Genomic DNA, 20,300 nt, shown 5'->3' with positions numbered 1-20,300 from the left:
CTTGCGGGCGAGGATTTTTTTGACATAAACATGGATCAATTAACCGACCCACGGAGGATCGCCATGCGCCTTGCCCTGATCGGAACCCTGCGCAACCTGGGGCCGGTGCGCCCCGAATTGGGCGCCATGTTGCCGGGCAGTGTTGAACGGCTTGCCTTTCCTTCGCGGCTGGGGGTGTTCCCGTCCGATCCTGCCGCCCGCGACATGCAGGCGATAGGGCATCTGGAAGCCGGGCTCTCGGCGGTAGAGGCGGGCGCCGATGCGCTCGTGCTCGATACGCTGGGCGACTATGGTCTGGCGGCTCTCCGGGCAAGCGCCGGGGTACCCGTCGTCGGCGCGGGCGAGGCCGGAATGGCGCGTGCGGCAATGCAGGGGAGCTTTGCCATTGTCACTGTCTGGCCTGCCTCGATGAATTTTATTCCCCATGACCTGCTGCGGCTCTACGGCCATGCCGGTGCCTGCACCGGCATCTACAACGCGGGCGAGGAAGCGGACCTGGCCGCTCTTTCAGGCCCCGATGGCTATCTTGGCCGGATCGGGGAGGGGGGGGGCGATATCCTTGCGCGTGTCCGCGCCAGCATGGCGCGCGCGGCGGCGGACGGGGCTGAGGCGATCCTCCTGGGCTGTACCTGCATGTCGCCGATCGCCGCAAGGCTGGCCGAAAGGGCGCTGGTTCCGGTGATCAATCCGCTCGCCGAGGCGGCGCTGCAGGCGGTAGAGGCCGCGCGGGAAGGGACACCTTGTCCGGCGAAGGCGGCGCGGCTGGCCGCCGTGCGCGCGATGGTCGATGCGCTCGCCGACCTGCCCGAGGAAGCCTGTCCGGTCTGCGTCCTCTCCGAGGGGCTTTGAGGTTCGGGACCGTTTGCCCTGACCACGCTCTATCGTCCCATGGTACAATTGGCTCTGGCTGCCCTGCGGCCCAATGTGGCCTTCGAAAAAATCGCGCAAGAGCGATGAGGTCATGTTTGGAGATATGGGGATGCTGGAGCAGGCCATGAGCAAGTTCTCGGGCGCAACGCTTATCCGGGACAAGTTCGACAATTTCATCGGCGGCAAATGGGTCGCGCCCGTGAAGGGGCAGTACTTCGACAATGTCTCGCCCGTCACCGGGCAGGTGGTGTGCCAGGTGGCGCGCGGTACGGCCGAGGACATCGAGCTCGCGCTCGATGCCGCACACGCGGCGAAGGACGCTTGGGGCAAGGCCTCTTCGACCGAGCGTTCGAACACGCTCCTCAAGATCGCCGACCGGCTGGAAGCCAATCTCGACAAGCTCGCGCTGGTCGAGACCGTCGACAACGGCAAGCCGATCCGCGAGACGACCGCTGCCGACGTGCCGCTGGCAATCGACCACTTCCGTTACTTCGCGGCCTGCGTACGCGCGCAGGAAGGTTCCATCGGCGAGATCGACCACGACACCGTGGCTTATCATTTCCACGAGCCGCTGGGCGTCGTGGGCCAGATCATCCCGTGGAATTTTCCGCTGCTGATGGCGGCCTGGAAACTCGCCCCGGCGCTGGCGGCCGGCAACTGCGTGGTGCTCAAGCCCGCCGAGCAGACCCCGATGTCGATCCTGGTGCTGGCCGAGATGATCGCCGACATACTGCCCGCAGGCGTGCTCAACATCGTCAACGGCTTTGGCGTCGAGGCGGGCAAGCCGCTTGCCACCAACAAGCGTATCGCCAAGATCGCGTTTACCGGGGAGACGACCACCGGCCGCCTCATCATGCAGTACGCGAGCGAGAACCTCATTCCCTGCACGCTCGAACTGGGCGGCAAGAGCCCCAACATCTTTTTCGAGGATGTGATGGCGCGGGACGATGACTTCCTCGACAAGGCGCTCGAAGGCTTTGCCATGTTCGCGCTCAACCAGGGTGAGGTCTGTACTTGCCCGAGCCGCGCGCTGGTGCACGAATCGATTTACGATGCCTTCATCGAAAAGGCGATCAAGCGTGTCGAGGCAATCAAGCTGGGCAGCCCGCTCGATCCCGCCACGATGATCGGCGCGCAGGCCTCGAACGACCAGATGGAGAAGATCCTCTCCTATATCCAGATCGGCAAGGACGAGGGCGCCAAGGTCCTCACCGGCGGTGCGCGCGCGCTTCACGAGGGCGACATGGCGCAGGGCTACTACGTGCAGCCCACCGTGCTCGAAGGCCACAACAAGATGCGCATCTTCCAGGAGGAAATCTTTGGGCCGGTGCTTTCGGTGACCAAGTTCTCGACCGAGGAAGAGGCGCTGAGCATCGCCAACGACACGCTCTATGGCTTGGGCGCCGGTGTCTGGACCCGCGATGGCACGCGCGCCTACCGCTTTGGCCGGGGAATCCAGGCCGGGCGCGTGTGGACCAACTGCTACCACATGTACCCCGCCCATGCGGCCTTCGGCGGCTTCAAGCAGTCGGGCATCGGGCGTGAGAATCACAAGATGATGCTGGACCACTACCAGCAGACCAAAAATTTGCTTGTCAGCTACAGCCCCAAGGCGCTCGGCTTCTTCTGATCCGAACGTCCTGGACAAGCCCCCAAGGAGCCCTGCAGAGCTCCGCTCCCGGCGCCCATCTCTCACTCCGCCAGTCCAGTGGCGCCAGGTCTCTCGGGTCGGTGGGTGGCCCTCGGGTCATCCACCGTCTTTTTGGGAGGGAAGAAGGATTTCTCAAGGGGCCATCGCCCCTTGACCCCAAACCGAGCATCCTCACCCCTCTCCACGCCCGGTGCGGACGTGAGGTGAGGGTGACAATTTCTGGGAGCCAGAGGGCGATGGTCCTCGGAATCGCTTCTTTGAAATCTAGGGAGCGCAGCGATGAGCGACACGACACCTGCCCCGCGGATTTGCGCGACGCCCGCGGCGCAGGACTGGATCCTGCGGCTGCGCGCGCAGCACGGGCCGCTCATGTTCCACCAGTCAGGCGGATGCTGCGACGGTTCCGCGCCGAAGTGTTTTGTCGCGGGCGAGTTTCGCGTGGGCGGGCAGGACGTGCTGCTGGGCACTCTGGTGGGCGATACGCCGGTCTGGATCGGGGCGGCGCAGTTCGAATACTGGCGCCATACGCAGGTCACTATCGATATCGTGCCCGGGCGCGGTTCGGGCATGAGCCTGGAGGCACCCGAGGGAGTGCGTTTCGTGATCCGCAGCCGCGTTTTTACCGATGCGGAAAACGCCAGGTTGTCGGCGGCCGGAGAGCCACCGCGCGGCGATGCTGCGGCGCCATGATACATGGCCATGCGGGCCTCTGCGCCATGTCGCAAATCCCTTGGCCTGCGGGCTGTCGCGGCGTAAGACTGAGGTCTGAAAAACGATTGCACGTTGCCTTCCGGGCCGCGCAGGGTTGCTAGGGCCTTCCACCGAACGAGGAGGTCCGATGGGAGAGATAGTCAAGGCATGCAGATCCAGCTGGAGCATGGCGATACGCCCCTTCTGACCTGTTCCTCGCGCGCGGCCGATGTCGCACAGGTCGTGGCCGACCTTGCCGCCGCGGTCGGCACGATGGAGCTGGCGGGGGCGCTCCTGTTCTGCTCCAACCGTTTCCCGCGCGATGAACTGGCGCAGGCCCTGCGCGAAGGGCTGCCCGGCGTGCCGCTGATCGGCTGTACCAGCGCGGGCGAGCTGACCGATCGGGGCTATGACACCGAGACGGTGGTGCTCGTCGGCTTTCCGGCGGAGAGTTTCTCGATGGTCTCGCTGCGCTTCGATTCGCTCGACCATTTCGACCCGCAGGAAGCCCAGGGCGCGATCCGCCAGCTGGTTGCGGCCGCGCGGCTCGATCACGCGGCGGTCCAGGACGTGCACCAGGTCGCGCTGTTCTTCGTCGATGGGCTCTCGCACCGTGAGGAACTGCTGACTATGACCGCGCAGCACGCGCTGGGCGACATCCAGCTGATCGGCGGCTCGAGCGGGGATGGCCTGTCCTTCAGCGAGACCGGCGTACTGCATGAAGGGCGTTTCCATGGGGACTGCGCGGTGATCGCGGTGCTCACCAGCCGCCGCCCGATGCACGTCTTTTGCGAGAGCCCTTATCGGCCCGGCCCTGCGCGCATGGTCATTACCGAGGCTGATCCCCAGAGCCGCACGGTCTACGAGATCAATGCCGCGCCCGCCGCCGAGGAATACGTACGCCTCACCGGGCAGGCGCCCGATGCGCTCGATGCGCACTTCTTCGCCGCGCACCCGCCCATGGTGCGCACCGGCGGGCAGCATCACGTGCGTTCGATCCAGTCGGCCAACCCGGACGGTTCACTCACTTTCTACTGCGCCATCGACACCGGCGTCGTTCTCACCATCGGCGAGCCGCTCGAGCGTATCGCGTGGATGAACGAGCTGATCGGAAAGGTTTCCCGGCGCATCGGCACGATTGATCACGTGATCGGCTTCGACTGCGTGCTCAATCGTCTGGATGCCGAGGACCGGCAGATCGTGCGCGAACTCTCCCGGCTCTACGTCGACAACAAGATCATCGGCTTCAACACCTATGGTGAGCAATTCCTCGCAGCGCACATGAACCAGACCTTCAGTGGTCTGGCGATAGGGCGCTGAACCGGGACGGGAGACACAGGAGCGGGAGAGAGACCGGCCATGCTGCGCGAAAAGTCGGGGGAAAGACTGGCGAAGGGGGCAAGTTCCCTGGAGGAAACGACCGAAGACCGGGATGCCGAACTGGTGCGGCTGCGCACGCGCGTGAAGCAACTGGAGAAGATTAACGCCGCGCTGATCGATCGGGTGGAACGCTCGACTGACCTGCAGGGCGGGGCCTTCTCGATGTTCGAGACGGCGATCTCGCTCGAAGCCATGGTGCGCGACCGTACCGGGGCGCTGGAAATTGCGTTGGAGCGTTTGAACACGGTCAACGCCGAACTCGCTCAGGCCCATGCCGACGCGACGGCTGCGCGTGTTCTCCTGCGCGACGCCATCGAATCGCTCTCGGACGGCTTTGCCTTGTTCGACGATGAAGACCGGATGATCCTGTGCAACCGGGCCTTCCTGAAGATATTTCCCTATTTCGAGGCGATCTCCGACCGCGCGCCGGAGTTTTCCGAACTGGCCTCGCGCCTCGCGCGCTCAGGCGCGACGGTGGCCTCGCGCGTGGCGCCCGAGCGCTGGCTGAAGGACCGTGTTGCGCAGCATCGCCGCGCGAAGGGCGCACATGTCCAGGCGCTCTCGGACGGGCGCTGGATCCAGATCAACGAGCTGCGCACCACCCAGGGCGGCACCGTCGGGATCTACACTGATATCACCTCGGTGAAGGCCGAGGACGCGCGCCAGCGCGCGCGCGAACTGGCCGAACGCAATCTCGCGCTTCAGGCCACGCTCGACACGCTGTCCGAAGGCGTGTGCCTGTTCGATGCGACCGGCCACCTCCAGGCCTGGAACGAAGGCGTCCTCGCGATGCTGGGCTTCGAAGGCGAAGCCGGCGAAGGGGCACCCGAGATCGAGAACCACGAGATGCTGCGCACCTGGTGCCTCGAACGCCAGGGGCTTGATCGGGCCGAGGCGCTCGACTGGCGCGAGGAGGGCGAGGCACGCTCGCTCGGCCAGCTGGAAATGATGTGCATGATGGGCGAACGCCATGTCGTGATCCGCTCGGTCCCGCTCAAGAACGGGGGCATGGTCTTCACCTTCGACGATGTCACCGACCATGTCCGCTTCCAGCGCTCGCTGACCGAGACCGCCGAAACGCTGGAGCGGCGTGTGGAGGAACGCACCGCCGAACTTGTTGAGGTCAACCGCCAGCTGGTCGATGCCAAGAACGAGGCAGAGACCGCCAACCGCTCCAAGACGAGCTTCATTGCCTCGGCCAGCCATGACCTGCTCCAGCCGCTGAACGCGGCGCGCCTGTTCGTCTCGGCGATGGATGGCATGGCCATGCCCGAACGCGCGGCGAGCCTTGTCCAGCAGGCCTCAACCGCGCTCGATTCGGTCGAGGAACTGCTGGAGGCCCTTTTCGAAATCTCGCGCCTTGATGCCGGGGCCGTCCAGCCCGAGATACAGCCACTGGCGCTCGCCCCGATTCTGGCGGCGCTGCGCATCGAGTTCGCCCCACTCGCTCAGGCCGGAGGGCTCGAGTTCGACATTCCCGAGACGGACCTGTGGGTTCGTTCCGACCCGCGCCTGCTGCGCCGCGTGCTGCAGAACTTCGTCTCTAACGCAATCCGCTACACCGAGGAGGGGCGGGTCTGCGTGGTGGTGACACACACCACGGACGAGGTCAGCGTGCGCGTGCGCGATACCGGGCCCGGCATTGCCGAAGAGGACTGCGCACAGATCTTCGAGGAATTCCGCCGGGTTGGCAAGACGCAGAAGATCCCCGGGAAGGGGCTGGGCCTGGCCATCGTGCGCCGCGTGACGGCGGTGCTGGGCCACGCCATCGAACTGGAGACCGCGCCTGGGCAAGGGGCCTGCTTCACGATCCGCGCGCCGCGTTGTGCGCCCGAAGCGCGTGCGCCCGCATTGCCCGCCAGCTCGCAAGGGGTGCGTGCGGAAGAAGGCGGGCTGGTGCTTGTCGTCGACAACGACCCTGCGATCCTGCGCGGCATGGAGGCGCTGCTGGAGAACTGGGGGCTCGATGTCGTGGCGGTCTCGGACGCCTGCGATCCGGCGGCTGCGGCCGCGTTGGAGCAGGGGCCGGTCCTGATGATCGTCGATTTCCACCTCGACGATGGCCGCACGGGCGACGAGGCAGTGGCAATCCTGCGCGGCCAGACCGAACGCGAGATCCCGGCCATCCTGATCACCGCTGATCGGGGCGATGAAGTGGCCGAACTGGCCGCAGCGCAGGGTCTTCCCGTGCTCAACAAGCCGGTGAAACCGGCACGCCTGCGCGCACTGCTGCGCCAGCTCGACGTGCTCTGAACGCTCAGGTCAGCGCGGCAAAGGCAGTGCGCCAGTCCTCGGCCATAGGGGTCGGGCGGCGGCTGTCCCGGTCGACATAGACGTGGGTGTAGTGGGCCTCAGCCGCAGCGGCTTCTTCGCCTGCGACGAAGAGACCGAGGTGATAGGTGACGCTGGAGGAGCCGAGCCGGGCGATGCGGAGGCCCACTTCCAGCTTCTGCGGGAATTGCACCGAGGCCGCATAGCGGCACCCCGTTTCGACGACGAGACCGATGGGCCCTGTCGGCGCTTCGCTTTCAAGGTCGAGCAGGCCCGCCTCGATCAGCCAGGTGTTCACCACCGTGTCGAACCACGAATAGTAGACCACGTTGTTGGCGTGGCCGTAGATGTCGTTGTCGCGCCAACGCGTGGCGACGAGGACAAAGGCGCGGTAGTAGGCGCGTTCGCGCAAGGGTTCACGGCTCATCGGAGGGGGCTACCAGCCAATCTGTCCAACGCAAAGAGACGCAAGGCCGTTTGTCGCCCTGCGGAAGGCTGCGGCTTTCCCGCGAAGCGGGTACTTAAAAAAAGGAACAGAAGGAGTTTTCCGGGGGCCATCGCCCTCGGGCTCCCCGAACTGTCGACCTCACCTTGCGCCCCCCACCGTGGCTGAGAAAGGTGAGGTCGCCCGTTTCGGGGTCAAGGGACGATGGCTCCTTGAATCAATCATCTTCTTACTACCCGCGAAAGCCGATCTTGCCTGCCATGATGACGGCCTGCGTGCGCGAAAAGACGTTCATTTTCTGAAGGATCGCCGAGACGTGCGCCTTCACCGTCGTCATCGAGACGTCAAGCTCGTAGGCGATCTGCTTGTTGAGGCGGCCGGCGACGAGGTGGCCCAGGACTACGCGTTGCTGGGGGGTGAGGGTCTCGATCCGGGCGCGGATCATGTCTTCCTCGGCGGCCTGGGTCTCGTCGCATTCGAGTTCGGGCATATAGATCTCGCCCGAGAGGACGAGTTGCAGCGCCTCGACGATGGCCGTGCGCTTGAGCGACTTGGGCACGAATCCGGCGGCCCCAGCGGCCAGCGCGTCCCGCACTACGTTGCGGTCGGTCACGCCCGAGACCATGACCACGGGGGTGGCTGGAAAACGGTCGCGCAGCGCCTCGAGGCCGGAGAGGTGCGAGACATCGGGAATGTTGAGATCGAGGAGGACGAGATCGAAATCGTCGGCTGTGTCGAGCGCCTGGAGCGCGCCCTGCAGGCTGTCGGCTTCCAGGATTTCGCAGGAGGGAAAGGCATCGTCGAAGATCGAACGAAGGCCATCGCGCACCAGCGAGTGATCGTCGACGATCAGCACCTTGTCGGGGCTTGTCAGTTCGCCCATCACGCGTTCCATTCCTGCCAGTGCGTTCATGTTCCTATCCCGGGGAGGGAGGGAGCGCCAGCCTCGGGATGATCCCTTGTGCCAGCACTCCGGTTACTGTTTTCTTGCGTCTTACTTGGGCAGCTTGAACACCCAGAGCATGCCGCCCTGGCTGATGTCCTTGAAGGTCTTGGCAACTTCGCCGCCCCACAGCGGAACCGCGCCGCCCCAGCCCGACATCACCGCGACGTACTGCTCGCCGTCCTGTTCCCAGGTGACGGGCGAGCCGACCACGCCCGAACCGGTCTGGAACTTCCACAGCTCGGTGCCGGTCTTGGCGTCGAACGCCTTGAGGTAGCCTTCGGGCGTGCCGGTAAAGACGAGGTTGCCCTTAGTGGTGAGCACGCCGCCCCACAGCGGAGCGGGGTTCTTGTATTCCCACACGATCTTGCCGGTCTTGGGGTCCATCGCGCGCAAGGCTCCGATGTGGTCATCGGCGATCGGCTTGATGGTGAAGCCCGCCCCCAGATAGGCCGCGCCCTTCTTGTAGGCGATAGGCTCGTTCCAGATGTCCATGCCCCAGTCGTTGCTGGGAATGTAGAACAGGCCGGTGTCCTGCGAATAGGCCATCGGCATCCAGTTATTGCCACCCAGGAACGAGGGCGAAGAGAACACGACCTTGCCTTTTTCCGTGCCGCTCGGCGCACCGGGGCGGCCCTCACCGATGTAGTTGGGGCGGCCAGTTTTGAGGTCGATGCCGTCGGCCCAGGTCGTCTGCATGACGAACTTGTGCGCACCCAGGAGCTTGCCGTCGGTCCGGTCGAGCACGTAGAAATGGCCGTTGCGGTCGGCCTTGGCGACCAGCTTCATCGGCTTGCCGTTCATCGTGGCGTTAAACGGGATGAACTCGTTCACGCCATCGAAGTCCCAGCCATCGTGCGGGGTGGTCTGGTAGTGCCACTTGATGACGCCGGTGTCGGCGTCGATGGCGAGCGTCGAGGAGGTGTAGAGGTTGTCGCCCGGACGCAGGTGGCTGTTCCAGGGGGCCGGGTTGCCGGTGCCGAAGTAGAGCAGGTTTGTGCCCGGGTCGTAGGTGCCGCCCAGCCAGGTGGCGCCGCCGCCGGTCTTCCACAGATCCCCTTTCCAGGTCGCGTTGAGCTTGCCGGTCATGCCGTTGGGCGCACCATTCAAGGTACCCATGTGGCCCTCGATCACGGGGCGTTCCCAGATCAGTTCGCCGGTGTCGACGTTGCGGGCCTGGACCGCGCCGACCACGCCGAATTCACCCCCCGAGTTGCCAGTGATGACCATGTCCTTGACGATCAGCGGAGCGGCGGTGGCCGAATAGCCTTCCTGGTAGTCGGCGGTCTTCTTATTCCAGATGACCTTGCCGGTCTCGCGGTTGAGCGCGATCAGGCGCGCATCGAGCGTGGCGAAGATGATCTTCTCGCCGTGGATCGCGGCGCCTCGGTTGACGACGTCGCAGCAGGGCATGATGCCATCGGGCAGGCGAGCGGTGTATTCCCACTTCTTCTCGCCGGTCCGCGCGTCGAAGGCAAAGAGGCGCGAATAGGAGCCGGTGACTTAGATAGTGCCGTCGTAGACCAGCGGCTGGGCTTCCTGCCCGCGCTGCTTCTCCCCGCCGAGTGAGGCGGCGAAGACGGGGACGAGCTTGCTGACGTTATCCGAGTTGAGGGCGTCGAGGCCGGAAAAGCGCTGCTGCCAGGGCCCCATGCCATAGCTCAGAACGTCGCCCGGCGTTGCCGCGTCGTTCATCAGGTCGCTGGTGGTCGGCCCGTGGTGGTCGGCCAGTGCCGGGGCTGCGACCAGCGCGGTGGCAGCTGCCAGGCCAGCCAGAAAATGTGAAAAACGCCGCTTCATCCTATCCCTCCGTTATTGGGGTGACCTCGCCAAGGATTCGTTGCTCGGGATGTGCCCCCCATGATCTTCGGTCGTCGGCGATCAGCCTAGACCTCGCAGGGGCGCAAACAATTGCACCTTGGGATGAGGGGTATGGCGATAGGGTGTGTGCCAAGTCCCGGGAAAGTCCCGATTCCGACGCTGCCGGATGGCTCGTGGGAGGGGCTGGGAACGGTTCGGGGGGCGCCGGTCGCAGTCGGCACCCCCGTCCCCCCGTTCACGCTGCGCTTTGGCTCGCCAATGCGGGCTGCCAGTTCACACCGTGCCTGGAAAACAGTGCGGCCATGCGGCCATCGGCGATCATAACGTTCATCTCGTCCTCGAGCGCGAAGCCAAGCGAGCGGGAGTTCTGCTTGACTGCGATGCCGATGTCCCAGCCGGGTGAAAGCATCATTGGCAGGGGGCCATGGCGCGCACGGATGCCCGCTTGGGGTGCATCGGCCATGGCGGCCTCGATCTGCGCGCGGCTGGCCACCGCGAAGTCCGCCTCGCCCGTGCCCAGCGCGGAAATCGCCTCGTAGCCGGTGCGTTTGTGGACGAGGTCGCGTGCCAAGATCCCTCCTGCGTGGCCGAGGAGGTAGAAGTCGGGGATCGAATCGAGTTCGGCCGCGATCGGGTGGCCCTTGAACTGCGCGGGCACGACCTCGCAGTTGCCCGCGTCCGGGCTGCAGGCTGCGCTGAAACTCTCACGGTAGTAGGGCGCCATGAAGACGACGTTGTTCTCCTGCTGCATCAAGGTGCGGTCGAAGGGGACGTGCAGCATGACGTCGCAGGGCTGAAAGCCGAGGAGGCCCCCGCGCCAGACCACGTTGCGCAAGTCGTCGGAGACTTCCTCGTCGGCGATGAACAGGGCGATGTCGGCGCGCAGGCCCAGGCTCTCGGCGAGCGTACGGGCAAGGTCGGCATCGATTCCGGCAGGTTTGCCGCCGTCATCCCAGGACCACGGCCGGTTGTCGGTGTAGAGCCCGACGCGCAGTACGCCAGCCTCGCGCACCTTGGCAAGCGGGGCGGCCCAAAGCGACGAAGGCCGCAGGGCTGCTGGCATGGCCAGCGCCCCTGCGGCGGCGAAAAGGCTCTTCAGGAGAGTCCTGCGACCACTCTCCATCGCGCTTACTCGTCGGTGTACTTGGTTTCGAGCCAGGCGCGGATCGCCCAGCCTGCCTTCTGGCCCAGCACCTCGCCGAAGGGCGGCATGTAGACCTTGCCGTCGTGGCTGGAGCCGTTGCGGTAGCGCTCGACGAACCATTCATCGCCCGAGGGGCCAAGTTCGAGGTAGCGCAGGTCGGGCGCAATGCCGCCTGAAATGGCTTCGAGGCCATGGCAGCGCGCGCAGTTCTGGCCATAGGCGCTCTCGCCGATGGCGATGGCCTTGGCGTTGCCCGAATAGGGGTTCTCGGCGATCCAGTTTTCGTTGCCGCCCTCGTCGATGTCGGGCAGGGCTGACGTGTCGACCGCCTGGGGGGTTACGTTGCCGTGGGCCAGCAGGCTGGTGCCCGCGGTGAGCGAAGCAATGGCCGCCGCCGCGACCAGGGCCGCGCGGCCTGTACGTATCGTCATGGTGTCAGTCATCCTCTGCGACCTCAGGGCCTGGCCACGCGTCCCCGAATGCTGTCCATGATCTAGCCCAAGCCTTTAACTTTCCCCAATTGGACCATGGTACAAGACCAAGGTGCAATGGGCCCAGGGCGCGCAAATGCCTAGGTTTGCAAGGCAAATGGAGAGGATCATGGAGATGTCAGCCCGCCGCGCGTTCACAGCGTTTCTAACCCTGGGTAGCGCGCTTGCCGCGAGCGCCCCTGCCAGCGCGGGCACGCGCGCCTACATCAGCAACGAGCGCAGCTCAACGGTCTCGGTCGTCGACCTCGAGAGCCGGGCGATCGTGGCCGAGTGGCCGGTCGGCCAGCGCCCGCGCGGGATCGCGCTGTCGCGCGATGGCACGTACCTCCTCATCTGCGCCAGCCTAGACAACGCCGTCGAGGTACGCGACCCGGCAACGGGCGCGCTTGTGCGCACACTTCCCTCGGGCGCGGACCCCGAGCAGTTCTTTCCGGCTTTCGACGGGCGCTACCTGTTCGTGGCCAACGAGGACAATGCGGCGGCAACTGCGGTCGATCTGGTGGAAGGCAAGGTCGCCTGGCAGGTCGCGGTGGGCGAGGAGCCCGAAGGCATCGCGCAGAGCCCTGACGGCACGTGGCTGCTGGTGGCGAGCGAGGAGGACAACACCGTTGCGTGGGTCGATGTCGCCAGCCACGAGGTGCGCCAGGAAATGGAAACCGACGCGCGCCCGCGTCATGTGGAGTTCACGCCCGACGGCGCGCAGGTCTGGATCGGCGCGGAAATGGCAGGCACCGTCCACATCGCCGATGTCGCGACGCGCGCGATTGTGCGCACCATCGCCTTCGCGCCGCCCGGCGTCCCTGCTTACAAGGTCATGCCCTGCGGCATCCGCTTTACGCCCGATGGCAAGACGGCGCTGGTCGCGCTGGGGCGCGCGAACGCGGTGGCCGTGGTCGATGTCGCGAGCGCAGAGGTGCGCGGCTATGTCCCTGTGGGTGAGCGGCCCTGGCACCTGGCGATCTTGCCCGATGGCGCGCGTGCCCTTGTGGCCAACGGGGCCAGCGACACGCTCTCGCTGCTCGACATTGCCGCGCTGGAGGTCATCGCCACGATCCCGGCAGGCAAAGGGCCCTGGGGCGTCGCGCTGGGTCACTGAGGGCGCGGTTTGCACCGACGCGGGGCAGTTCGTCCCAAAGTCCAATTTCGCACATTCCCATCCGCTCTCATGCTGAAAACAGTCGCAGGAAAAGACGATACATAAACCTCAGGAGGGGATGAACGATGATCGGCAAGATCATGCTGCGCAGCATCGCTGCGCTGGGGGCTATCGCCATGTCCACGGCGCCGGTCTTTGCCGGTACGGGCGAGACCCTGCTTAAGCGTCTGCACGAAAAAGGTATCCTGACCGACGAAGAGTACAACGAACTCCTCGCCGAAGAGGCCGCCGAGGCCGACGCCACGCCTGCCCCGGCAGTGGCCGTGCAGGGCGGCGAGGTCGACACCGGCCTTCTCGTCAAGCGGACCCAAAGCGGTATCGGCCTGGAGGTCGGCCCGGCCACGATCCAGTTCGCAGGCTCGGTCAACGGCTTCTACGTCCACGACAATCCGGACACGCCTTCGGCGACCACGTCGGTCGTGGGCGGCATTGCCAGCGTGGGCACAAAGAATTCGAGCGCGGTGCGCAACGGCCTTCTTCCCGGCTTCCTGACGGTCTCGGTGTCCACCCAGCAGGCGGGCTGGGATATCAACGCCTTCTTTGGCCTCTACCCCGGCATCAACTCGGCTGCCTGGGGGACGCTGGGCGCCAACAACGGCGGTCAGCCCACTGCTCTTGCCACTTCGGGCATCGATGCGCGCCAGACCTACATGAGCTTTGGCCGCGCCAACTTCGGCACGATCAAGCTGGGCCGCGACATCGGCCTGTTCGGCTCGGACGCGATCCTCAACGACATCACGCTGCTTTCCTCAGGCTCGCCCGGCGGCAACGTGGCGCCCGCCAACACGACGCTGGGCCGCATCGGTTCGGGCTACATCTACACCGACTTCCAGCCGCAGATCACTTATACCAGCCCCAAGCTGGGCGGCTTCCAGGCCGCAGTCGGCGTGTTCCAGCCGCTCTCCTCGCTGACCGGCCCGGCGCAGGCGAATTCCGAGCCCGGCTTCCAGGGCAAGCTCACTTACGCTGGCCAGTTCGGCGGCGTGGCTGCGCACCTGTGGGCGTCCGGCATCACCCAAAAGCACGACATGCTGACCGGCGGCAATTACACCGGGCGCGGGCTCGACATGGGCGCCAAGGTCACGGCGGGCCCCATTACCGTGACCGGTTACTACTACTGGGCCAGGGGGCTGGGCACGACCGTGCTCGGCCTGTTCGACACCGACGCGCAAGGCAATCCGCGTTCGAGCCACGGCTTCTACGTCCAGGGCCTCGCCACCTTCGGCAAGTTCGCGGTGGGCGGCAGCTATGGCGAAAGCTCGCTCGACTTTGCCAACCCGGCCGACGCACTCACCAACCCGGACCTCGTCAAGACCAACTCCAGCTATGTCGCTCAGGTGCGCTACAGCCTGACCAGCTGGGTGACGCTGATCGGCGAGTACATCCACTCCAAAGCGGAGGCCCATTCGGGCAATGAGGCCGAGAGCGATGCCCTCGCCATGGGCGGCATCCTCTTCTTCTAGGCGTTTTTTCCGGAGCACCACCGAACCGTGCGGGCGCCTGTGTGTCCGCACGGTATCTTCCCGGATAGCCGGTTGTCGGCATGACGGGCCGTCCGCCTCCTCGGTCGCGGGTTTCCAGCAGTTTCGCCGCTTGGACAGCCGCTCGTCCAACCCCTCCGCGCAAGGGGTGACCTTGCGCGCGCTGGGCGGCAACGCCACCGGCCGCGCGCTCGTGCTCGGTGATGGCGTGCCGATGGCCGACCGCTTCTTCGGGTATATTCCGCTCACCGCGCTTTCGCCCGACACCCTGGGCGCGCTTCGGATCCTGGTCGCTGGGCTTGCGTGCCGTAGCTCCGATCAGCGAGAACGTGGAGCTTCAGGCGCGTGGCCTGATCTTTCGCGACGATCGCACCTTGCGCTTTGTGGGCGCCGACAGCGCGAGCGAGGGGCAGGACGCGAGCCTGCGCCTCGTCGGGCGCGGCACCTGACAGTTCGACGCGCTGGCTTATGTCCAGGCACGCAATTTCTCCAATACGGTCATTTCCTCGAGCCGCTTCACCCCCGTGCTCGACCAGTACAAGACCCCCGCGACGGGAATCGGCGGCAAGTTCGAGCTGCGGCTGTCCGTGGACGATGCGCACACGCTGCGTTTGGGGACCGACTGGCGGCGCTCTTCGGGCGCGATGAACGAGATCGCGATCAGCGCCTTTTCAGGCAAGGTGACCGAGCGGCGGCAGGCGGGCAGAGTAAACAGCGATCTGGGCCTCTTTGCCGAGGACGACCGGCGCCTCGGCGCGCTCACCCTCACCGGGGGGATGCGCACCGACCGCACGGTCATTTCGGGCGGCTACTATGCGACGCGCGATGCGCAAGGGACGCCGACCGGGCGCAGCGACTATGCCAAACACGCCGACTGGACGGTGACCTGGCGCGGCGGCGCGTGGCGGGCGCTGAGCGAGGCGCTGGCCGTGCGCGGTGCGGCCTATTCGGGTCTGCGCATGCCCACGCTCAACGAACTCTACCGGCCCTTCGTGGTCTTTCCCGTCATCACCCAAGCTAATGCGCAACTGCGCAGCGAGAGGCTGGAGGGCTACGAGGCCGGGCTTGATCTCACACCTATGTCAGGGGTGAAATTCACTCTGGCCGCCTTCGAAAACCGGGTGAAGCACGCCATCGCCAACGTCACGCTGGAGCCCAACTTGCGCCAGCGTCAGACGCGGATTTCGTCCCTCGCAGACCCCGAAGTACGCCGCTTCGGCCACACTCGGACTGGTGCCGGGCGAGGGGTGGCGCCTCGCGGCGACGCTGCGCCATGTCGGCGCGCAGTACGAGGACGACCGGGAAAGCGATGTGCTGCCTGCCGCCACCACGCTCGACCTCTTCGCGCAAGTTCCACTTGGAGCGAAGGCCAGCCTGGTGCTGCGCGCCAAGAACGTGACCGACGAAACCATCGTGACGCGCTACCAGGGAGGGTCTATGGATCAGGGTGTGCCCCGCACGCTGTGGGCGGGGCTGCGATGGGTATGTGAGGCCATGGGGACAGTACGCTACAACGTAGGTGCGCGCACGCTGCACTGGCTGATCGCGCTGCTGATTATCGCCAATATTGCTGGCGGCCTGCTGCACGAACCGCTGGACGGGGTCATCGCGATCATGCCGCTGCACAAGGCCGTGGGGATGACCGTTCTGGTCCTCTCGCTGGTGCGGCTGGGCTGGCGCATGGCCTGGACCGCGCCCGCCTATCCTGCAACGATGGCACGGGTTGAAGTCGGCCTCGCGCATCTGGTCCACGTCGTGCTCTACCTCTTTATGATCGCGATGCCGCTGACCGGCTGGATCATGTCCTCGGCGAGCCCTTATCCGTTGACCTGGTTCGGCCTGTTCGACATCCCCCGCCTGCCGGTGCTGAAGGACAGCCTGCTTGCAGGTCTTGGCCACGAGGCGCACGAGATCGGCGGCTACCTCCTGATCGCGCTTGTCGCCGGCCATGCGCTCGCGGCCCTGCGCCACCATTTCCTGCTCAAGGACGATATCCTGAAGCGGATGCTCTGAATACCTGCTCCGCCGTCCGCGAAGGATATGCAAAACGTCCTGGTTCAGGTCGGAACGAAAAGGTCGATGCGAAGGCCATCATCCTCGCGCTCCCGGAATTGGAAGGCGCAGTGCTTGGCGCCCTGACAGCCCTCCCCTCGCGGACGTCTGTCGGATCTGCTCAATGCTCTTGCCCCGGTGCAATGGCCGTTACGCGCCCAAACAAGTCGCTCGAGTGGAAAAATGGTGCGCCAACGAGCGGTCGGTCCGCTTATGAACCGCGGCTGGGACAAAGGCACCATTCAGGAGGACGGTTTTGAACGGCAGGTACGAAAAAGCTACCGTTGGCACGGCGACGGCGGCAACATCATGTCAAGCAAACCTCGGATGCGGCGAGCCCGAAAATAATTATGAGATAACGGAGAATTTGGAAGCTGAGCAGTACAAGGACGTTGCATACCTGCGTCGCCGTGCGCGCCGTAAAGCCCTTGGATGGAACGCACTGTCCACCCACATGGCTTTGTTGCGCAAATCACCGAGGGATTCCGTTTGTGAATCCAGGTGGTTAAGGGGCGGCGATCAGCAAACCGCCCAAGGCCCGCTACCACACGACAAACTGGAAGTCCTATAACGCAGCGCTGGCGCAGAGAGGTTCGCTTCAGGTCTGGTTTGATCCGGGGATGCAGTGGCTGTCCGCGCCAACAGGCAAGCGCGGGCGTCAGCCTATGTTCTCGGATGCCGCGATCCAGGCCTGCCTGACGCTGAAGGGAGTGTTCAAGCTTCCCTTGCGCCAGACCACCGGCATGGTCTCCAGCCTTCTCAAGATGGCAGGGCTCGATTGGCCGGTGCCGGATTTCAGCACCTTGAGCCGGAGGCAGAAGACCCTGCTTGTCGAGATCCCCTGCCAACCCCGGGCAGAGCCGCTGCATCTGTTGATCGACAGCACGGGCATCAAGGCGGTTGGAGACGGGGAATGGTGCAGGCGCAAGCATGGCCCGTCCAAACGCCGCCAGTGGCGCAAGGTCCACCTGGACGTGGACGCCGGATCATTTGAAATCCGTGCCATCGAAGTGACCGGAAGCCGGGTTGGCGATGCGCCCATGCTGCCTGAACTACTAGAGCAGATCCCACACGATCAAGTCATCGAGACCGTCAGCGCTGATGGCGCGTTTGACACCAGAGCCTGTCACGAAGCCATTGCCGCGCGCGATGCCTGTGCCATCATCCCCGCCCGTAGCAATGCAAAAGCCTGGCCCGGGAGCACACCGGGCGTTGCCGCCCGCAATGAAATCGTTCGCTCACACCGGCGGTTCGGCAGGCCAATCTGGAAACGATGGAGCGGCCATCCTCAACCGTTTCACCGCACTCGGAAGGCCCAAAACTCAGCGTGTCGCGTGATTGATGCCTTCAAAGGCCAACTGCTGCCATGCGATCTATTTATGCAACAAAGCCCGTCCGAATAGCCAAAGCTGCCCTGGCCCATCGTGTGGCCAAAGGTACCGAAGAGGTTGGGACCCAGTTTGTCGGGCGCGCCTTTTTCCGCGGTGTGGCACACCGCGCAGCGCCCGAAGGCCGCGGGAGGGCCTGCTGCCGAGACCGGTTCCGGGGTGGGCGTCGGCGCAGGTGCGGGTTTGGGAACCGGGGTGGCCTTGGTCTCGGTGGGCGTGGGAGTCGGGCTCGGCTCCGGGCTGGCCTCGGCTTGCGGGGAAGGACTTTCGCTCGGCACGCTGGCGGGCGGGCTGTCCGGTTCGGCCGGGCTCTCTGGCAAGGTTGCGCTTGCGCTGGGTTCGGGCTGTGTCGGAGCCTCGCCCCGCTCGCCGCCCGAACAGGCGCAAAGGGCCAGCGCAAGACCAAGGCCAAGGGCGATGGACGAGGTCCCAGGGCCTCGCGAAAGGGCGCGTGGATGGCGCATGGTGAAAAAATCTCCCCGTTCATGATCTTTGCGCAGGGTTTTGCATGGAAGGCGCGGCGCCCGATATTGCACTTTGGTCCGCACCGCGGCGCCCGCCTTAAACTTTTTTTGTGAGGCGATTCTGACCTGAAATGGCGGAAATTCAGGTGTTTTTGCCGTTCTGGTGAGGCGGGGGCGCAGGCGTTGCAAAAATAATCGAAACGAATCACTTGCCCGGTCCGGAAAGCCTTGCTAGGGGCGCGCTCCTGCCGAGGGACGCTTTGAAAAGCTCCTCTGATTTAGCGGTCGTGGCGGAATTGGTAGACGCGCAACGTTGAGGTCGTTGTGGGCGAAAGCCCGTGGAAGTTCGAGTCTTCTCGACCGCACCAGGCAGATTTCTGAAAAGAAACAGATAAAAGCCTTCGGGCACCCCTTCCGGGAAACCGGAAGGTCGGTGCCTTTCGGCGTTTCTGCGTGGCGCGCGCGGAGGCGTCAGGAGGCGCTGAGGGCGATGGCCTCGACCGTTGCCGCCTCGCGCGCGCGCGCTTCAAGCTGATGGCGCACGATGGCGTAGCTCTGCTCGTTCCCGACATCGATGGCCTGCGTGCCGTCCGGCGTGATGACCGCCTCCACGCGGGCCCGCAGGCGACGCGAGGCGCGTGCACGAGCGCCGCTGCGCGTTTCGAGGCCCAATGCCAGCAGGAGCAGGCCCATAAGGCCCATGGCGCGTGCAATGCGCAAGGCTATTCGAACCGAGGCGCGACGTCCCCGAAAGATGGCCGCAGCCCCCAGGAACTCGGTGCTGCGCACGCCGCAGAGGTCGCAGGGGGCCAGATGTCCGTCGCGCAAGCTTAGGTAATGTGGCGATCCGCTGGGATGCACCGCCTCGACCGCCTCGCGCGGGGCGAGCGCGAGCGCGATGTCGGCGCTCTCCAGGGCCGTAACGAGCTGGCCGATGGTCTCGCCGCTCAGGAGCGCATGGTCGGCGGTAGTGACCAGAAGCGGGCCATCCCAGCCCTGCGCGGCCGCACGAATGCTTTGCGCGACATCCTCGCGCGCTTCGATGAGGGTGACCGCACCCCGGCCAGGCAAGCGGGTGAGCACGTCCCAGACCGGATCGAAGGCCTCCTGCTCGATGCAGATGGCGAGGCTCCCGATCTTGGGGTGCTGCGCGCCGGTCTGCAGGACATGCGCGATCAGCGGGCGTCCGGCGAGCGGCACGAGGCTGCGGTGGCTGACGCCGAAACGCTCGGACAGCGGGTCGGAAGACGGGCCGCGCTGCCCGGCCAGCACGATCAGGCGGACAGGGCCGGTCTCGGCCACGGTCGTCGGGTGTGGGGTATGGGAAGGCATGCCCCGCCCCTATGGCGCGGGCGTATGACAGCGGCGTGACCTGCCGACCTGGCGGATCCGAGCGCCGGTGGGCGCTCAGTCGGGCTTCCAGCCGATCTCAGCGGTGGTCGCGGCCTTTGGGATGTCGGTCAGGGCCTCGTTGATGGTGATGACTTCACCTGCCGCCAGTTTGCGGGTGGGAGGCACGATTTCCTTTTCGTAGATGATCCGCTCGCGCGCGTCGCGCAGGACGACCAGCAGCGAGGGCACGTAGCGGGTCTCGCTGCCGATGTTGCCGATCGTGCCGCTGACGCTGAAAAAGTCGCTGCCATCGGCGAGACGCTGGCGGTCCTGGCGTTTGCGCGGAAAATCGAGCTGAAGGTCGGGCGCGCCCTGCCGGAAGGTCTCGTGCGGGGTGGGAATCCAGTCGGGCAGGCCGCCCCAGGCGATGGCGCCGGTCAGGCCCAGTGTCACCACCGCAAAGATCGAAGCCGCGTAGGTGCCGATCTTTGCCCAGTTGCGGCGGGGCTGGAAGGGCGGCGCGAAATCGAAGCTGGAGCTGCGCTCGTCGGCGTAGTGGACTGTGTTCTCGGTATCGTCGTAGACCGCCGCCGGAGGCTTTCGCAGCGAGGCGGGCGTCGCCATCTCGGCGCGTTCCGCATCGGTATGGGCCTTAGGCTTCGCGGTTGGCCTTGGTGCTGTGCGCGGTGCCGGGGCGGGCGCCGCGGCCGGGGCGCCCGCC

At 65.5% G+C, this 20,300-nt stretch carries 16 protein-coding genes, 1 tRNA gene and 2 pseudogenes; 12 read left to right on the top strand and 7 right to left on the bottom strand.

The annotated features are described in order from the left end of the window. Positions 1 to 63: 63 nt before the first annotated feature. The 5 genes from FMM79_RS11755 (at position 64) to FMM79_RS11735 (ending at position 6,844) form a co-directional block, all read left to right on the top strand. Complete coding sequence (locus FMM79_RS11755; RefSeq protein WP_162528495.1) at positions 64 to 849, top strand: aspartate/glutamate racemase family protein; 786 nt, start codon at positions 64 to 66, stop codon at positions 847 to 849. A 130-nt stretch (positions 850 to 979) separates the two neighbouring features. Further along, the gene (gene adh / locus FMM79_RS11750) at positions 980 to 2,500 is read left to right on the top strand and encodes an aldehyde dehydrogenase (protein WP_148627730.1); all 1,521 of its coding nucleotides are present in this window, start codon (positions 980 to 982) and stop codon (positions 2,498 to 2,500) included. Positions 2,501 to 2,800: 300 nt separating this feature from the next. Continuing rightward, entirely contained in the window at positions 2,801 to 3,211 is a 411-nt protein-coding gene (locus tag FMM79_RS11745; protein WP_148627668.1) for a DUF779 domain-containing protein, read from the top strand. Positions 3,212 to 3,379: 168 nt separating this feature from the next. Continuing rightward, positions 3,380 to 4,531 (top strand): FIST N-terminal domain-containing protein, encoded by a 1,152-nt coding sequence (locus FMM79_RS11740; RefSeq protein WP_148627667.1) that lies wholly within the window; start codon positions 3,380 to 3,382, stop codon positions 4,529 to 4,531. 39 nt (positions 4,532 to 4,570) lie between these two features. Next, positions 4,571 to 6,844, top strand: coding sequence for a PAS-domain containing protein (locus FMM79_RS11735; protein WP_148627666.1), 2,274 nt, complete (start codon positions 4,571 to 4,573; stop codon positions 6,842 to 6,844). A 4-nt stretch (positions 6,845 to 6,848) separates the two neighbouring features. Here FMM79_RS11735 and FMM79_RS11730 read toward each other — a convergent pair whose 3' ends face one another. From FMM79_RS11730 to pedF, 5 genes and pseudogenes are all read right to left on the bottom strand, one after another. Continuing rightward, complete coding sequence (locus tag FMM79_RS11730) at positions 6,849 to 7,289, bottom strand: thioesterase family protein (protein ID WP_148627665.1); 441 nt, start codon at positions 7,287 to 7,289, stop codon at positions 6,849 to 6,851. Positions 7,290 to 7,539: 250 nt separating this feature from the next. Then, complete coding sequence (locus FMM79_RS11725) at positions 7,540 to 8,220, bottom strand: response regulator transcription factor (protein ID WP_148627664.1); 681 nt, start codon at positions 8,218 to 8,220, stop codon at positions 7,540 to 7,542. An 81-nt stretch (positions 8,221 to 8,301) separates the two neighbouring features. Beyond that, a pseudogene (locus tag FMM79_RS11720) lies at positions 8,302 to 10,050 on the bottom strand (methanol/ethanol family PQQ-dependent dehydrogenase). A 256-nt stretch (positions 10,051 to 10,306) separates the two neighbouring features. Next, complete coding sequence (locus FMM79_RS11715; RefSeq protein WP_240339129.1) at positions 10,307 to 11,134, bottom strand: ABC transporter substrate-binding protein; 828 nt, start codon at positions 11,132 to 11,134, stop codon at positions 10,307 to 10,309. A 65-nt stretch (positions 11,135 to 11,199) separates the two neighbouring features. Then, positions 11,200 to 11,646: a cytochrome c-550 PedF gene (gene pedF / locus FMM79_RS11710; RefSeq protein ID WP_205466642.1), complete on the bottom strand. Its 447-nt coding sequence runs from the start codon at positions 11,644 to 11,646 to the stop codon at positions 11,200 to 11,202. 175 nt (positions 11,647 to 11,821) lie between these two features. On the opposite strand from pedF, the gene FMM79_RS11705 reads away from it, so the two are divergent. From FMM79_RS11705 to FMM79_RS11680, 7 genes and pseudogenes are all read left to right on the top strand, one after another. Then, positions 11,822 to 12,802, top strand: coding sequence for a PQQ-dependent catabolism-associated beta-propeller protein (locus FMM79_RS11705; protein ID WP_148627729.1), 981 nt, complete (start codon positions 11,822 to 11,824; stop codon positions 12,800 to 12,802). Positions 12,803 to 12,927: 125 nt separating this feature from the next. Further along, the gene (locus tag FMM79_RS11700) at positions 12,928 to 14,325 is read left to right on the top strand and encodes a porin (protein ID WP_148627661.1); all 1,398 of its coding nucleotides are present in this window, start codon (positions 12,928 to 12,930) and stop codon (positions 14,323 to 14,325) included. 317 nt (positions 14,326 to 14,642) lie between these two features. Beyond that, complete coding sequence (locus FMM79_RS22275; RefSeq protein WP_371710907.1) at positions 14,643 to 14,792, top strand: hypothetical protein; 150 nt, start codon at positions 14,643 to 14,645, stop codon at positions 14,790 to 14,792. A gap of 75 nt (positions 14,793 to 14,867) precedes the next feature. Next, positions 14,868 to 15,833, top strand: coding sequence for a TonB-dependent receptor plug domain-containing protein (locus FMM79_RS11695; RefSeq protein ID WP_371710906.1), 966 nt, complete (start codon positions 14,868 to 14,870; stop codon positions 15,831 to 15,833). Between the two features lie 4 nt (positions 15,834 to 15,837). Continuing rightward, positions 15,838 to 16,356: a cytochrome b gene (locus FMM79_RS11690; RefSeq protein ID WP_148627728.1), complete on the top strand. Its 519-nt coding sequence runs from the start codon at positions 15,838 to 15,840 to the stop codon at positions 16,354 to 16,356. Positions 16,357 to 16,913: 557 nt separating this feature from the next. Continuing rightward, positions 16,914 to 17,714: pseudogene (locus tag FMM79_RS11685) on the top strand (IS5 family transposase); the annotation flags it as partial. A gap of 814 nt (positions 17,715 to 18,528) precedes the next feature. Further along, positions 18,529 to 18,615 (top strand) — tRNA-Leu (locus FMM79_RS11680). A 103-nt stretch (positions 18,616 to 18,718) separates the two neighbouring features. Here FMM79_RS11680 and FMM79_RS11675 read toward each other — a convergent pair. Together FMM79_RS11675 and FMM79_RS11670 are read right to left on the bottom strand one after the other, a co-directional pair. Continuing rightward, positions 18,719 to 19,579 (bottom strand): NTP transferase domain-containing protein, encoded by an 861-nt coding sequence (locus FMM79_RS11675; protein WP_148627660.1) that lies wholly within the window; start codon positions 19,577 to 19,579, stop codon positions 18,719 to 18,721. 75 nt (positions 19,580 to 19,654) lie between these two features. Then, positions 19,655 to 20,300 (bottom strand): DUF3426 domain-containing protein (locus FMM79_RS11670; protein WP_240339128.1); only part of this gene is annotated, 646 nt, incomplete at its 5' end.

It is taken from the genome of Novosphingobium sp. BW1 (genome assembly GCF_008107685.1).
Lineage (GTDB): Bacteria > Pseudomonadota > Alphaproteobacteria > Sphingomonadales > Sphingomonadaceae > Novosphingobium.
The sequence above is the reverse complement of the archived record's forward strand: the minus strand, read 5'-3'. Positions and strand labels throughout refer to the sequence as shown.

Bases quoted from the DNA above. Each gene is read 5' to 3' on its own strand.
- FMM79_RS11755 (WP_162528495.1), top strand. From the start codon at position 64: ATGCGCCTTGCCCTGATCGGAACCCTGCGCAACCTGGGGCCGGTGCGC.
- adh (WP_148627730.1), top strand. From the start codon at position 980: ATGCTGGAGCAGGCCATGAGCAAGTTCTCGGGCGCAACGCTTATCCGG.
- FMM79_RS11745 (WP_148627668.1), top strand. From the start codon at position 2,801: ATGAGCGACACGACACCTGCCCCGCGGATTTGCGCGACGCCCGCGGCG.
- FMM79_RS11740 (WP_148627667.1), top strand. From the start codon at position 3,380: ATGCAGATCCAGCTGGAGCATGGCGATACGCCCCTTCTGACCTGTTCC.
- FMM79_RS11735 (WP_148627666.1), top strand. From the start codon at position 4,571: ATGCTGCGCGAAAAGTCGGGGGAAAGACTGGCGAAGGGGGCAAGTTCC.
- FMM79_RS11730 (WP_148627665.1), bottom strand. From the start codon at position 7,289: ATGAGCCGTGAACCCTTGCGCGAACGCGCCTACTACCGCGCCTTTGTC.
- FMM79_RS11725 (WP_148627664.1), bottom strand. From the start codon at position 8,220: ATGAACGCACTGGCAGGAATGGAACGCGTGATGGGCGAACTGACAAGC.
- FMM79_RS11715 (WP_240339129.1), bottom strand. From the start codon at position 11,134: ATGCCAGCAGCCCTGCGGCCTTCGTCGCTTTGGGCCGCCCCGCTTGCC.
- pedF (WP_205466642.1), bottom strand. From the start codon at position 11,646: ATGACGATACGTACAGGCCGCGCGGCCCTGGTCGCGGCGGCGGCCATT.
- FMM79_RS11705 (WP_148627729.1), top strand. From the start codon at position 11,822: ATGTCAGCCCGCCGCGCGTTCACAGCGTTTCTAACCCTGGGTAGCGCG.
- FMM79_RS11700 (WP_148627661.1), top strand. From the start codon at position 12,928: ATGATCGGCAAGATCATGCTGCGCAGCATCGCTGCGCTGGGGGCTATC.
- FMM79_RS11690 (WP_148627728.1), top strand. From the start codon at position 15,838: ATGGGGACAGTACGCTACAACGTAGGTGCGCGCACGCTGCACTGGCTG.
- FMM79_RS11675 (WP_148627660.1), bottom strand. From the start codon at position 19,579: ATGCCTTCCCATACCCCACACCCGACGACCGTGGCCGAGACCGGCCCT.